The sequence below is a fragment of the Phytobacter diazotrophicus genome (assembly GCF_052061655.1).
Lineage (GTDB): Bacteria > Pseudomonadota > Gammaproteobacteria > Enterobacterales > Enterobacteriaceae > Phytobacter > Phytobacter diazotrophicus.
Genome location: NZ_CM125428.1, coordinates 4874418 through 4888982 on the forward strand (window position 1 = coordinate 4874418; position 14565 = coordinate 4888982).

Genomic DNA, 14565 nt, shown 5'->3' on the forward strand with positions numbered 1-14565 from the left:
GTTATCCCACTACTCGTGCACCCGTCGTGTCCAGACGGCAAATATGAACAAAGCCTTCCTGATTTTGCAAATAGTGTTTGCTCAGCCAGTCTGCCACACGTTGCGCGGTTTCCGTTTTATCGCACAACGCAAAAAGCGTTGGGCCGGAACCAGAAATACCACAGGAGAGCGCACCCATTTCGGCGACCGCCTGACGTGCCTCATTAAACCCAGGCAATAATTTCATGCGATATGGCTCAGCAATAACATCTTTCATCAGCTTCGCCGCAAGCTGGGGCTGACGGGAATAGCAGGCGTGAATAAAGCCCGCCAGATGCCGACCATGAGCAATACAGTCCTGACGACGATACTGCGCCGGCAGGATAGCGCGGGCCTCCGCGGTAGAAACTTTGATGCCCGGATAGGCCAGCACCCACAGCCATTCATCAAAGCCTGGCACCTGCTGGCTGATAATGCCGTTTTCCTCGATCATCAATTGCATGCCGCCAAGGTAGCAAGGCGCCACGTTGTCGTAATGCACGCTGCCGGAAATGCGCCCTTCCAGCTCGCCCATCAGCGCCAGCATTCGCGTCTCATTTAACGGTTTGCCGCAATACTCGTTCATTGCCACCAGCGCCGCGACAACAGAACAGGCACTGGACCCCAGCCCTGAGCCAATCGGCATGTTTTTTTCCAGTGTCATTGCTACAGGAACCGTTTTGCCAATCTCCTGGCAGAAACGCTCCCAGCACTGGTAGACAATATTTTCACGAGGCTCTGTCGGCAGTTTACTGGCAAAACGCCCCAGATTTTTCAGGCTAAAACTGTCCGCCGCCTCAACTGAGACATTATCACCCAACAGCGTGCCATCAATCGGCGTCACCGCGGCGCCCAACACATCAAAACCCACGCTCATATTGGCGCTGGAGGCCGGAGCATATACTTTCACCATCTTAAACTCCCAACTTCCAGGACAGCGTACGCAGCAAGTCTGCAAACACCCCTGCCGCAGTAACATCATTGCCCGCACCATAGCCTCGCAGGACCAGCGGCAGCGGTTGGTAATAGTGGCTATAAAACGCAAGGGCGTTTTCGCCGTTTTTCACTTTGAACAGTGGATCATTACCATCCACTTCGGCAATTTTCACCCGACAGGTGCCATCTTCTTCGATGTTGCCGACGTAGCGCAGCACTTTGCCTTCGTCGCGCGCTTTCGCCACACGATCGGCGAAGTGATCATCAAGCTGCGGCAAACGCGCCATAAAACTTTCAACGTCACCGCTGTCGTCGAATGTAGCTGGCAGCACAGGTTCAATCACAATATCGGAAAGCTCCAGCTCACGCCCGGTTTCACGAGCCAGGATCAGGAGCTTACGCGCCACGTCCATACCGGAAAGATCGTCACGAGGATCTGGTTCGGTGTAACCCATTTCACGTGCGATCTTAGTCGCATCCGACAGGCTCATCCCTTCATCGAGCTTACCGAAAATAAACGATAGCGAACCAGAAAGAATGCCGGAGAAACGTTGTAACTCATCACCCGCATTGAGCAGGTTTTGCAGGTTTTCGATAACCGGCAAGCCTGCGCCCACGTTGGTGTCATAGAGGAACTTCCGGCGCGATTTCGCCGCCGCATGACGCAACTGATGGTAGTAAGCCATCGATGAGGTGTTGGCCTTTTTGTTGGGCGTCACCACATGGAAACCTTCGCGCAGGAAGTCAGCATACTGATCGGCCACTGCCTGGTGTGACGTACAATCTACAATAACCGGGTTCAGCAGGTGATATTCTTTCACCAGACGAATCAAACGGCCTAGGTTGAAAGGCTCTTTGGCCTCAGCAAGCTCAGCCTGCCAGTTTTCCAGATTTAACCCGTGTACGTTGGTGAGCAACGCTTTCGAATTTGCCACGCCGCAGACGCGCAAATCGATATGCTTACTTTTGAGCCATGCCTGCTGACGCTTAAGCTGTTCGAGCAGCGCACCACCAACACCGCCCACGCCAATCACAAACACTTCAATAACCTGGTCGGTGTTAAACAGCATCTGGTGCGTGACGCGCACACCCGTAGTGGCATCATCGTTGCTCACCACGACAGAAATCGAACGCTCGGAAGATCCTTGCGCGATCGCCACGATGTTGATATTAGCGCGCGCCAGTGCAGCAAAGAATTTCGCGGAAATGCCACGCAGAGTACGCATGCCGTCGCCCACGACAGAGATGATAGCCAGACGCTCCATCACGGCCAGCGGCTCCAGCAATCCTTCTTTCAGTTCCAGATAAAATTCATCGCCCATTGCACGCTGCGCGCGGACGCAATCGGATTGCGGTACACAGAAGCTGATGCTGTATTCAGAGGAGGACTGGGTAATCAACACGACAGAGATGCCCGCACGCGACATCGCGGCAAACACGCGCGCCGCCATGCCAACCATGCCTTTCATCCCCGGACCTGAAACACTGAACATGGCCATGTTATTCAGGTTGGAAATACCTTTAACCGGCAGGTCATCCTCGTCAGAGGTGGCGCCAATCAGAGTACCGGGTGCCTGCGGGTTACCGGTATTTTTAATGAGGCAAGGGATCTGGAATTGAGCGATAGGGGTAATGGTACGCGGGTGGAGCACTTTCGCACCGAAATAGGAGAGCTCCATCGCTTCCTGGTACGACATGGATTTCAGCAGACGGGCATCCGGCACCTGGCGTGGATCACAGGTGTAGACACCGTCAACATCGGTCCAGATTTCGCAACAATCCGCACGCAGGCAGGCAGCCAGAACAGCGGCGGAGTAATCAGAACCATTACGCCCCAGAACAACCAGCTCACCTTTTTCGTTTCCGGCAGTGAACCCTGCCATCAACACCATATGGTCGGACGGGATACGGCTGGCGGCGATGCGGCGCGTAGACTCCGCAATATCCACCGTAGACTCAAGATAGTGCCCAATAGCCAGCAGTTTCTCGACCGGATCAATCACACTCACCTTATGACCGCGCGCTTCAAGCAACCCTGCCATAATGGCGATGGAGAGCTTTTCGCCACGGCAGATTAGCGCCGCATTAATGCTGTCCGGGCATTGCCCCAGCAGGCTTATCCCGTGCAATACGTGTTTGATCTGCGCAAATTCTTGTTCGACAAAGGTTTTTAACTGTGCGAGGGGAAAACCAGGCTGTGCATCCGCCAATCCTTGCAGTAGCTCAGAAAAAATACGTTCGGCATCGCTAATATTTGGTACGGCATCCTGACCTCCGATCGTTTTTTCGATCATTGCGACCAGGTGATTGGTGATTTTCGCCGGGGCAGATAACACAGTTGCCACCTGCCCCTGCCTGGCATTGCTCTCCAGGATGTCGGCAACACGCAGAAACCTTTCCGCATTTGCCACTGATGTACCGCCGAACTTCAACACTCGCATGGTATTACCCCTTGATCTTTGCTCGAAAAAAAAGCCCGCACTGTTCAGGTGCGGGCTTTTTTCTGTGTTTCCTGTACGCGTCAGCCCGCACCGTTACCTGTGGTAATGGTGGTGGTAATAATAATGGTGACGGTGCTGGTGCGTTTCATGGATGTTGTGTGCTCTGTAATTTTATTCTGTCTGTGCTCTGCCTATATTGGTTAAAGTATCTGCCGCCTTAAGTCAACGAATTTTTAGTTTTCAGCTATTTTGCGCAACCTTCCGCTACGCCCGCTACTCATTGACTTATCATAGGTAAAGACCATACAAACCGCACCATTGCAGTGACATCATCCATAGAACATTCTTATGGTAGTGATTTACTCGGCGAGTTTTTTTTCAATGTCATGGAGTAAACGATGCAACATTGCGGTGTCTCGCTGCTCCAGCATCCCAACACGCTGATCCAGCCAGTCGGCCATTTTCATGTCATCCGCCACATCGAGTTTTTCGAGCAACGCGCGCGCGCGCAGACGTAAAGCACGAAGCTGGTTATCATCACGTTGCGTTACCACTTTGGGAGCATTTTGTATTAAAGATGCTAATTGATAACAATAAACCATGACGGCCTGCCCCAGATTGAGTGAAGGATAATCGGCCACCATCGGCACACCCGTCAGAATGTCTGCAAGCGCCAGTTCGTCATTTGTCAGGCCTGAATCTTCCCGGCCAAACACCAGTGCGGCGGCGGGGAGCCACGCGCTTTTTTCCGCCAGAAGCGGTACCAGTTCCGCAGGCGTTGCGTAGTAATGGAATTTCGCGCGACTTCGCGCCGTCGTGGCGACGATGAATGAAATATCGGCCAACGCATCGGATAATGAAGAATAAGTTTTAATATTATCAAGCACATCCCCGGCACCATGTGCGACACGGCGAGCGCCTTCCTGTAAATGGGCATCGCTGTCGACAATGCGCAGGTCTGTGAAACCCATCGTTTTCATCGCGCGCGCGGCAGCGCCAATATTCTCCGCTCTGGCGGGAGAAACCAATACAATGGCCAGGTGCATTTTTACTCTCTTTTTTATCATACCGACGCGCGAGTGAAGGATTATGTCAGCATATTACGCGTCGCGAATTTACAATTTTGTAACAGCAATCACTGAATTTCGTCTTGCCAACGGTTAAAAAAAGCTAAACTGTTGACTGGCGGTATTAACCGCTTAAATGTTAACAGAAAATGCTTATCCCTATGTTTCTTCATGGCATTTTAATTATGAATCTGAATCTCCTATTGGATTCAGCTTATTTATCAATTAATATCCGCAACTAGTTGGTTTATTGAAAAATTGTGATAATCGCTAGCATTTAGATATCAAGATTTCACCAAACTGTTAACGTGCTACAATTGAACTTGATATATGTCAACGAAGCGTAGTTTTATTGGGTGTCCCTTGCGTCTTAGCCTGTTATGTTGCTGTTAAAATGGTTAGGATGACAGCCGTTTTTGACACTGTCGGGTTCAAAGGGAAAGTGCCCACGACCAAGCTAATGATGTTGTTGACGTTGATGGAAAGTGCATCAAGAACGCAATTACGTACTTTAGTCATGTTACGCCGTTCATGTTAATTTGCGACATGTACCAGGCTGGTCAGGGACTTTTGTACTTCCTGTTTCGATTTAGTTGGCAATTTAGGTAGCAAACATGCAGACCCCGCACATTCTTATCGTTGAAGACGAGTTGGTAACACGCAACACGTTGAAAAGCATCTTCGAAGCGGAAGGTTACGATGTCTTTGAAGCGACAGATGGCGCTGAAATGCATCAGATCCTCTCCGAAAATGATATCAACCTGGTGATTATGGATATCAATCTGCCAGGTAAAAATGGCCTTTTACTTGCCCGTGAATTACGCGAGCAAGCGAATGTCGCACTGATGTTCCTGACCGGTCGTGACAACGAAGTAGACAAAATCCTGGGCCTCGAAATCGGTGCGGATGACTACATCACCAAACCGTTTAACCCGCGTGAACTGACTATCCGTGCGCGTAACCTGCTGTCCCGTACCATGAATTTGGGCACCATCAGCGAAGAGCGCCGCAGTGTCGACAGCTATAAGTTTAATGGCTGGGAACTGGATATTAACAGCCGCTCACTGATCAGCCCTAATGGCGAACAGTATAAGCTGCCGCGTAGCGAGTTCCGTGCGATGCTGCATTTCTGCGAAAACCCGGGCAAGATCCAGTCCCGCGCCGAATTGCTGAAAAAAATGACCGGGCGTGAGCTGAAACCGCACGACCGTACGGTTGACGTCACCATCCGTCGCATCCGTAAGCATTTTGAATCCACGCCGGACACACCGGAAATCATCGCGACGATCCACGGTGAAGGTTACCGTTTCTGCGGTGATCTGCAGGAATAATCCTCCTTCAAGAAAAAGCGGCGCCAGGCGCCGCTTTTTTTATTTCCATATCCGTAATTCTTCATCGACAGGAACCTGGCTTTCTACGGGCTTTTTCACCGCCCGCGAAAGGGAGTACCAGTCGAAGCGCCGTGTCAGTATCATCACGGTACTCAGTGCCGCAAACAGTACGCCAGTTCCCAGCAACAACGCGCTGTCTTCGGAATTCAGCAAACTCCACATTACGCCATAGAGCACCAATAGCGCACCGCTAAAGGGCAGGCTGGCACGCCAGCTTTTCATCACGCCTTGCAAATAAATACCGTTAATCGCCGCCCCCAGTCCACTGGCAATAATCCACGCCCAGGTAAAGCCGACATGCTCTGACAACGCCAGCAGGACCAGATAGAACATCACCAGCGATAACCCCACCAACAGATACTCCATGGGGTGCATTTGCCGCCCGGTAAGACTTTCAAAGACGAAAAACGCGGCGAGAATGAGGGCAATAAGCAAAATCGCATATTTCACCGCTCTGTCCGTCAGTTGGTACTGATCCGCAGGCGTGGCGATATTGACGCTGAATGCGGGCAGGCGCCACTCATTGTCGCTGCTCAGACTCAGGACATCACGGATTTTGCTGTCCAGGTTATTGGCAAACCACGTACTTTGCCAGCGCGCCTGGTAACCCGCAGGAGTAACTTCGCGTTTCGCAGGCAGAAAATCACCGGTGAAGCCGGGGTGAGGCCAATCCCCCATCAGCGCCATTTCGCTGTTTCTGCCAAGTGGGACCACGGAAAATGCGCCGGTACCATTGAGACTAAATGAAGCGTTTAGTTTGATATTTTTTTGCGTAATACCCGGCGCAGTCAGTGGAACATGGATACCCTGTAATTCGCTCATCAGCCCCGATCCCGGCTCTACGCTGAGCGATTCACCGTTCACCTTCATAGCCCGTATTTGCCCGATCCCTCGGGCATCACTCAGGGCAAACACGACAAACGGCTCGCCCAGTTGCCTGGTATCACTCGCCTCCAGCCCGGCACGTTTTGGGTCAAACTCAGCGTTTATACTGATATCCCCATGCCACACTTGCCCGTCGTAGATACCCACCTGCCGGTTTTCGACTTGCTGTTTCCCCTCGACCATGAGCGACTCAGGTAGCCAGAAACGGATATAGCTTTTCGAACGGCGAACCTCCCTGGGCGGTTCATCTCCCGTCGACTCCAGCGAAGTCACAACGTCCGTCACCGGAATCGCAATCAGCGGACCAATCAGCTTTTGCGGCCCGGCGCTACTTTGCCGCAGCGTATCGGCGACCTCATTACGGTAGTCGCCTCTCTCTTTGATTAAATTGCCAACCATTATCAGTGGGATCAGCAACAGACAAATGCACCCTGCCAGGGTGGTAATTTTCCAGAATAACGGTGATTTCAACATAGCCCCTCCTTTGTGTTGCGCGCAGAGTAACGGGGCTATAAGAGGAGAATTTGAAGTTATGTGAAGTGACGGTGAAGTGTCAGTCGCGCCTCTGCGCCACCCTGCGGCAGGTTACATACCTGAATAGTTCCCTGGTGCAAACGCGCCACCTCCTGCACCAAGGCCAGCCCAAGGCCACTGCTCTTTTGTCCATTCTCTCTGGGCAATGAGTAAAACCGTTCAAAGATCCGCTCAAGGGCGTAATCCGGAATACCCGGCCCGTTATCGCATACGGTGAAGACGACATGTTCAGCGTGTTCGTGAGCGCGCAGCGAAATATGCCCGTCGCGCGGGGTAAAATCGATCGCATTGTCGAGCAGATTGCCCAATGCCTGGCTAAGCAGCCCGGCATCCGCTTCGATGACAAGCTGCTCTGCATCGCATTCCAGGGTCAGATTTTTGGCGGACAGCACCACGCTACGTTCGTCCTCAAGCTGTCGGAACAGGGCGTCAACAGGGATGGATGTTGTCACTACTTCCTGGCGATTTTCGAGCTTCGCCTGCTGTAGCAGCTTCTCAACCAGCATCTGCATCCGCGCATTTTGCGCCAGGATATTGTTAGTAAAACGGGTGGCGATATCCGGTGGCGGGTTCTCATGGAGAATTTCTGCCGCGCCGCGTATGGCCGCCAGCGGGCTTTTAAGTTCATGCGTAAGCGCGTAGACATACTGCTCAATATAATTTTTTCCTTCGAGCTTAAGGCGCATGCTCTCCAGCGCCTGCGCCAGCTTACGCAGCTCGCTACTTCCCAGGTCAGGAAGAGGTAAAGGATTTTTTTCGCTCACGGCATCCGCATAGCGTGTCAGCTTGCCGATGGAACGGTTAATCCACAGCGTCACCCCAAACCCAATCACCAGAGCAATCCCCAGTAAGGCTGCGCTGGCCCAGAGCATACGCCGCTCACTGCGTTTGATGACCGGGGCAATCGCACTATTAGGTTTGCCCACACTCAAGACGCCGATAATGCGCCCCTGGTCAGTAACGGGAGCCGCCACATACATCACCGTACTTTCCGGGTCGTTCGGATCGGAAGGCGTACTGCGCGCGCCATATTTACCGCGCAGCGTCAGCCAGACATCGTTCCAGCGGGAATAATCCTGACCTACGGCCTGGCCCGCAGAATCAAAAACAACCTTACCCAGCGCATCCGTCATGTAGACATGGTATTCGTTACGTACTTTGCGAATGCCGCTGATATTGGCGTTAATGTTGCTTTGGTTGAGCGAAGTGAACGCCTCTGCCAGCTTGCCATTTTGCGCCTGTCCGGAGAGCAAATCATCATGCGCCACCTCGGCCAGCAGCGTGGCGGTATCAATGAGCGTGCCTTCGGTTGCCCGCCTGACGCCCGGTTTGATCTCCTGGACAAAAATCGACAACACAAACCAGGCGGCAACCGCCACAAGGAGAAAGTAGCCCAGCAACAATCGCATCCCGATACGCATTAGCGGATGCCCAGGCTGTAACCCATACCGCGATGAGTATTAATCGGTGACAATTCGCTATTCACCGCACGCAATTTGGCGCGCAGCGTTTTGATATGGGTGTCGACAGTGCGATCGAAACTCTCTTCGGCATCGGTCCAGACCAGATCCATGAGTTGCTGGCGTGAGAAAACCCTGCCCGGTGCATGCAGCAGGGTTTTTAACAGCAGAAATTCATAGCGTGTAAGGGGGAGAATATCACCACACCAACGAACGATAGCCGCCTCTTCGTCCAGTTCGAATTGCCCGACACGCAGAAGAGAAGATTGCACTGTGGCTTTCTGGAAGCGGCGCAGCACGGTACGTACTCTGGCGCAAACCTCCCTGGGCGAAAACGGTTTGGCGATATAATCATCGGCCCCCATTTCCAGCCCCAGTAACTTATCAACCTCGTCGCTACGCGCGGTCAGAAACAGCACCGGTAGCCCCGGCGCCCTGGCCAGCAAACGGCGGCACAGCTCAAAACCACTGATGTCCGGCAGCCCGACATCCAGGATCGCCAGGTCCGGTAACTGCCGCGCAGCCGCGTCAAGAACAGGCAGTCCCCGTTCAAATGACGTGACGGCGAACCCATCCTGCTGCAGCATATAAATCAGCGTCTCGGCAATACTTGCCTCATCTTCAACCAGCCAGATTCGCGGTTGTGACATCTCCATTCCTTTTTATTTACTCCACGGCATAATCGGCACCGCACTCAGTGCGTTTTTCGGGGAACCCTCCACCACTTTATCGGAATAGGTGAGATAAACTAAAGAGTTACGTTTACTGTCATAAAAGCGGACCACCTGAAGTTTTTTAAACACCAGCGAGGTACGTTTCTGGAAGACCACATCGCCCTGGGCTTTTCCGTTTTTAATCTTATCACTGAGTTCGATTGGCCCTACCTGCTGGCAGGAAATCGCCGCATCGGATGTATCCTCCGCCAGCCCCAGCCCCCCTTTGATGCCGCCCGTTTTTGCCCGGCTAATGTAACAGGTCACATTTTGCACATCAGGATCGTCAAAGGCTTCCACCACAATTTTGTGATCCGGGCCGAACATTTTAAACACAGTATCCACTGAGCCAATCTGTTCCGCCTGCGCAGAACCCCACAGCAGCGCTAATGAGGAAAGTATTAAACGCGTGTATTTCATATTGTTACCATTTTTGAATATAACGTTGAGCGACTATTCTCGGGTTTAAGAGGAAAAGGTTTATAGATCACCAATTTACAAAAATTATCATGAAAATCAGACACAATGCGCACTAATGCACAAAAAAAACACTGAATGCTAAAACGCCAAACAGTGGTATTATCCATCCCCTGGTATCAGGCGTAAGCCGTTTTAAGGATGAGGATATTTTATGGATCAGGCTGGGATTATTCGTGATCTACTTACCTGGCTGGAAGGCCACCTGGATCAGCCATTGTCGTTAGATAATGTGGCGGCAAAAGCGGGTTATTCCAAGTGGCATCTGCAAAGGATGTTCAAAGACGTGACGGGCCATGCGATTGGCGCTTATATTCGCGCGCGCCGCCTGTCAAAGTCTGCTGTTGCTTTGCGTCTGACCTCGCGTCCCATTCTGGATATCGCCCTGCAGTACCGCTTTGACTCTCAGCAAACCTTTACTCGCGCGTTTAAAAAGCAGTTTAATCTGACGCCCGCGCTGTATCGCCGTTCACCTGACTGGAGCGCCTTCGGCATTCGTCCGCCGCTGCGCTTAGGTGAGTTTGCCATGCCGAGACATGAATTTATCACCCTTCCGGATATGCAGCTCATCGGTACGACGCAGAGCTATACCTGCTCGCTGGAAGAAATTTCCGATTTCCGCAACCAGATGCGTATCCAGTTCTGGCGTGACTTTTTAGGCAATTCACCCACTATTCCGGCTGAGATGTATGGCCTGCATGAACCGCGACCAAGCCTTGAGAAAGATGACGAGCAAGAGGTGTTTTACACCACCGCTTTAACGCCGGAGATGGCGAACGGCTACATGCATAATGCCCAGCCGGTGAAGCTCGAAGGCGGTGAGTATGTCATGTTCTTCTACGAAGGGCCGGGCACGGGCGTGCAGGAGTTTATCCTGACCGTCTACGGTACCTGCATGCCGATGCTGAATCTGACACGCCGTAAAGGCCAGGATATTGAGCGTTTCTACCCGCAGGAAGATGCGCGGGCGCAAGAGCCACCGCTTTACATCCGCTGCGAGTATCTGATTCCCGTCCGTCGTTAACGCTGCAGTTCATCCAGCGCAGGGGCGTCCAGATGTGAGACGTCTCCTGCCGTTTCCACTACCCATCCCGACGCCAGCCATGCGCTATCCTGATAATCGATACGGGAAATAGAGCAGTTACGCAAGCGCAGGCGGCGCTCAGCATACGCCGGAAGCCCCAGAATGGTGCTGACCAGACAGCCCAGGGCCATGCCGTGGCTGACGATCATCGGGCGGCTACCCTGCGGTAACTCCAGCGTGGTCGCAAGGGCAGCATGCATACGATCGGCAAGCTCCTGCATCGACTCGCCGCCGGGAATGCGCCCCCCTGCGGTGCCATTTACCAGTTGGCGACGCCAGCCTTCTTCTTCTTCGGTCAGGGTTTCAAGATTGCGCTGTTCGAGCACGCCCATATCGAGTTCACGCAGGCGCGAGTCGAGGGTGATATCGCAGCCACATAGCTCTGCAATGATTTCAGCCGTGCGACGTGTACGTCCGAGATCGCTGGCAATAATATGGGTGATGCCCAGCGCTTTCGCGCGTTCAGCCACCTGCCATGCCTGCTGCTCGCCTTTTTCGGTTAACGGACTGTCTGAATGGCCTTGAATACGACGCTCGGCGTTCCACTGCGTTTCACCGTGGCGGACAAGGTATACCTGTAACATGCTTTTATATCCATTATACTGCGATGAAGTTTATTATATGAGGAAGGCCTTACCCGTCATGCAGACAGAACTGGTCTCATTACGGGCAGCCAGCTATTGATTATGCACCATGTTGTCGCTGCTACCACAAACCCCGCCAAAATTCGGGCTATTCTGCACGCTTTTAATGAGATTTTCGGTGAAGACGCCAGCCGCATCGACGCGATTGCTGTTGAAAGCGGTGTACCGGAACAGCCTATGGGCAGTAAAGAGACGCTTGAAGGCGCACGTAACCGTGTCGAAAATGCCCGCCACGCCTGTCCAAATGCGGACTTTTGGGTGGCTATCGAAGCCGGAATTGATGAAGGCAGCACGTTTAGCTGGGTCGTCATCGAAAGTCGCGACCAGCGCGGCGAAGCCCGCTCTGCCACCCTGCCCTTGCCTGAGGTGATTCTGCAAAAGATCCATGCCGGGCAAGCGCTTGGTCCGGCGATGTCGGCATATACCGGTATTGATGAAATTGGGCGCAAAGATGGCGCAATTGGCGTGTTTACCGCCGGAAAATTGACGCGCGCCAGCGTCTATCATCAGGCCGTGATACTGGCATTAAGCCCCTTTCACAATGCGGTCTACCGCTGATCGTTAAGCAGCGTCTGCTCCAGCCATAAACGCAGGTCGGCTGGCGCCGCTTTCAGGCTGTTGGATCCACGGGTGATCGTGGCAATACCCGCCCCGAGTTCACTTTTGAGTTCGCGCTGACTCATCTCTCCGCGCAACAACTCTTCGATAATGCGTACGCGGGTACCCAGCGCTTCACGTTCATCGGGGGTGAGCATCAGGTTAAGTAACGGAAGATGTAGATCCTGTTCGTAAGACTGCCTGACGAGTTCAACAAAGCGAAGCCATTCCTGGTGACGCTGCTCGGCCATGGCCGCTGAATAAGGTGATTGCTGGGTCATAATATGCCGCCGTTATGCTATGTACTCGCTTGAGAGTACACAGCATAACACAAACCACAGAAATCAGTAACGACGCTGCCACTCCGCGTCCGTCAGCACTGGCCCTTTGTTGCCATTGATAAAGAAACGGTAATACGCGTCATAGGCGAGCACGTTTTTCACATAACTACGGGTTTCGGAAAACGGGATGCTCTCAATAAAGGCCACCGCGTCAATTCGTCCACCGCTGTTGTTCAGCCAGGTGCGCACCCTGCCCGGCCCGGCGTTGTACGCCGCAGAGGAGAAGATGCGGTTGTTACCAAACTGCTGATAAACATATTGCAGATAGCTGGTACCGATGTTGATATTCACTTCCGGTTCCAGCAATTGAGCCGCGTTACTGTAGCCTGGAATGTTAAACATCTTCACCGTATGTGTTGCCGTGCCCGGCATGATCTGCATTAGCCCACTAGCCCCGACCGGGGAGCGCGCTTTCGGGTTCCAGGCGCTCTCCTGACGAGAGATCGCCATTGCATAGCTTTGCGGAATATCTTTCCCGCTCGTATAGCGGGCATACAAATCGCTGTAGGCCAACGGGAACCGCTCTTCAAGTTGATCCCACAACTTACCGGCGATGGTCGCCTGTACGCTCAGGTCCCACCAGTGCTGGTTAAGCGCATAACGCGCCAGTTGCGCCTGCTCCTGCACACTGCGGCTGGTGATCAAATTGGCCCACTCGCTACGGGCAGTGTTGTCCTGATTCCAATACATAAGCTCGCGCACACGGGACATTTCAGGTCCGTTTGCCAGCGCAGGATCGATGTTGCCCGGCGCTTTATCGATCTTCATGGTGTACTCTTCACCCAGTCTCTGGGCCGCCGCCATCGGGTAGAACCCACGTTGTTGCATGAGCGCATGCAGGATCTCTTTCGCCTCGGCGTCACGCCCACGTTCCAGCAGCAGGTCGGCCTGCCAGTAGCGCCACTCATCCTTCTCTTTTGCTTCCATCGGTAAGCGCGCAAGCCAGGTATTCAGCCCACGGCGGTCGCCGTTGCCGATAGCCATCCGCACCCGTCGTTCAACGATCGAAATGGACTGCGAACGCATGATAGCGTCATCGCGCCAGCGCGCCTGTTCGCTGGTCACGTCATTGCCCATCAAACGCCAGGCGACAATGTCACGCAGCGCTTGCGTCTGCTCTTCATTCAGTTGTTGCGCCTGCACCAGCGACGGGATCATCAGCCGGGCGTTTTCCACGTCATCACGCGCGACGCTTTCGAACGCTTCGGCCGCCATCTGGCGGGTAAAATCGGTCGCCCCCGTGGTACGGGCAAAGGTCATGACACTGCCAGGATTATTGGCAAGCGTAATGATGGCAGAAGAGATGGTCTGATAGTCCGGGGGCATCTGGCCCGCCAGCAGAATAACCAGCCGGGTATTACCCGCTTTCATAGCGAGGCGGATACGTTCCAGAAACGCCAGCGGGTCTTGCGTGCCGGACGCACGCCATGCGCCAAACAACCGGTCACAGGCGTTTGGCTGGCTGTTTCCTGTCAGCCACAGCTCCTTCGCCCCCTGCCAGGCCTCGTCTGCCTGCCCGGTGTTCCATTTCGCAAAGTAGTAGTTACATTGCGCTTCCGTTGTCGTGGGTTTTTCCGGGCTGAATGCCAGCAGACCGCGCCAGTCTTCGCGACGTGCCAGCTCGTTGATAAAACGTGTTTTCAGCGTGCGGGCCGGCGGCAATGTGGGGTTTGCCTGAATAAAATTGGTTACCGTGACGGCGGGTTGGTTCATCAGATCATCGGTTATCTGCCGATACTGCAGATAAGGGTAGAGCGGATAGTTTTGCAGCCCTGGCATCAGTTGCGATACCACATCCATCTGCTTGTTATCCCATGCCTGTTTAATCTGAGCATAGCGATTACGTTGTTCATCCAGTGAGTCCGCTCGCGCCACATTGCTGAGGGACAGCAAACAAATACTGGCCGCCAGAAAACGCCAGGCGGCATGTTTAGCTCTCTGCACAGCTTATTCCCCTTATAAAAACGATACCTACAG

The 14565-nt window shown here is 53.3% G+C and carries 15 protein-coding genes and 1 other annotated feature; of the genes, 3 read left to right on the top strand and 12 right to left on the bottom strand.

What is annotated here, in order from left to right; all coding sequences use genetic code 11:
• Position 1 precedes the first annotated feature (1 nt).
• The 5 genes from thrB to yjjY form a co-directional block, all read right to left on the bottom strand.
• A complete protein-coding gene (gene thrB / locus ACS0RQ_RS23620; RefSeq protein ID WP_039078274.1) occupies positions 2-931 on the bottom strand; it encodes a homoserine kinase in 930 nt (309 codons plus the stop codon).
• 1 nt (position 932) lies between these two features.
• Entirely contained in the window at positions 933-3395 is a 2463-nt protein-coding gene (gene thrA, locus ACS0RQ_RS23625; RefSeq protein ID WP_271848757.1) for a bifunctional aspartate kinase/homoserine dehydrogenase I, read from the bottom strand.
• A gap of 24 nt (positions 3396-3419) precedes the next feature.
• Positions 3420-3537 (bottom strand) — a sequence feature (Thr leader region).
• Entirely contained in the window at positions 3476-3544 is a 69-nt protein-coding gene (gene thrL / locus ACS0RQ_RS23630; protein WP_071846003.1) for a thr operon leader peptide, read from the bottom strand. (Overlaps the previous feature by 62 nt.)
• A 210-nt stretch (positions 3545-3754) precedes the next feature.
• A complete protein-coding gene (locus ACS0RQ_RS23635; RefSeq protein WP_271848756.1) occupies positions 3755-4441 on the bottom strand; it encodes a tRNA/rRNA methyltransferase in 687 nt (228 codons plus the stop codon).
• Positions 4442-4840: 399 nt separating this feature from the next.
• Complete coding sequence (gene yjjY / locus ACS0RQ_RS23640) at positions 4841-4981, bottom strand: YjjY family protein (RefSeq protein WP_086870418.1); 141 nt, start codon at positions 4979-4981, stop codon at positions 4841-4843.
• 95 nt (positions 4982-5076) lie between these two features.
• Between yjjY and arcA the strand changes: the two genes are divergently transcribed.
• Complete coding sequence (arcA, locus tag ACS0RQ_RS23645) at positions 5077-5793, top strand: two-component system response regulator ArcA (protein ID WP_039078271.1); 717 nt, start codon at positions 5077-5079, stop codon at positions 5791-5793.
• 39 nt (positions 5794-5832) lie between these two features.
• Here the strand turns inward: arcA and creD are convergent, their stop codons facing one another.
• From creD to creA, 4 genes are read right to left on the bottom strand one after another with little or no spacing between them, the layout of a single operon-like run.
• Complete coding sequence (creD, locus tag ACS0RQ_RS23650; RefSeq protein WP_271848755.1) at positions 5833-7212, bottom strand: cell envelope integrity protein CreD; 1380 nt, start codon at positions 7210-7212, stop codon at positions 5833-5835.
• Between the two features lie 56 nt (positions 7213-7268).
• Positions 7269-8693, bottom strand: coding sequence for a two-component system sensor histidine kinase CreC (gene creC / locus ACS0RQ_RS23655; protein WP_271848754.1), 1425 nt, complete (start codon positions 8691-8693; stop codon positions 7269-7271).
• Positions 8693-9382: a two-component system response regulator CreB gene (gene creB, locus ACS0RQ_RS23660; RefSeq protein ID WP_271848753.1), complete on the bottom strand. Its 690-nt coding sequence runs from the start codon at positions 9380-9382 to the stop codon at positions 8693-8695. Before creB ends, creC begins: the two co-directional genes overlap by 1 nt.
• A gap of 12 nt (positions 9383-9394) precedes the next feature.
• Positions 9395-9865: a protein CreA gene (creA, locus tag ACS0RQ_RS23665; RefSeq protein ID WP_039078267.1), complete on the bottom strand. Its 471-nt coding sequence runs from the start codon at positions 9863-9865 to the stop codon at positions 9395-9397.
• 211 nt (positions 9866-10076) lie between these two features.
• Here creA and robA point away from each other — a divergent pair, with 211 nt between their 5' ends.
• Positions 10077-10946, top strand: coding sequence for an MDR efflux pump AcrAB transcriptional activator RobA (robA, locus tag ACS0RQ_RS23670; protein WP_271848752.1), 870 nt, complete (start codon positions 10077-10079; stop codon positions 10944-10946).
• Here the strand turns inward: robA and gpmB are convergent.
• Positions 10943-11590, bottom strand: coding sequence for a 2,3-diphosphoglycerate-dependent phosphoglycerate mutase GpmB (gene gpmB / locus ACS0RQ_RS23675; RefSeq protein ID WP_039078265.1), 648 nt, complete (start codon positions 11588-11590; stop codon positions 10943-10945). The genes robA and gpmB overlap by 4 nt on opposite strands.
• A 102-nt stretch (positions 11591-11692) precedes the next feature.
• Here gpmB and yjjX point away from each other — a divergent pair, with 102 nt between their 5' ends.
• Complete coding sequence (gene yjjX, locus ACS0RQ_RS23680; protein ID WP_271848751.1) at positions 11693-12208, top strand: inosine/xanthosine triphosphatase; 516 nt, start codon at positions 11693-11695, stop codon at positions 12206-12208.
• On the opposite strand, the gene trpR is transcribed toward yjjX, so the two are convergent.
• Positions 12199-12528: a trp operon repressor gene (gene trpR, locus ACS0RQ_RS23685; RefSeq protein ID WP_039078263.1), complete on the bottom strand. Its 330-nt coding sequence runs from the start codon at positions 12526-12528 to the stop codon at positions 12199-12201. The genes yjjX and trpR overlap by 10 nt on opposite strands.
• A 63-nt stretch (positions 12529-12591) precedes the next feature.
• Positions 12592-14532, bottom strand: coding sequence for a murein transglycosylase (gene sltY, locus ACS0RQ_RS23690; RefSeq protein WP_271848750.1), 1941 nt, complete (start codon positions 14530-14532; stop codon positions 12592-12594).
• Positions 14533-14565 lie beyond the last annotated feature (33 nt).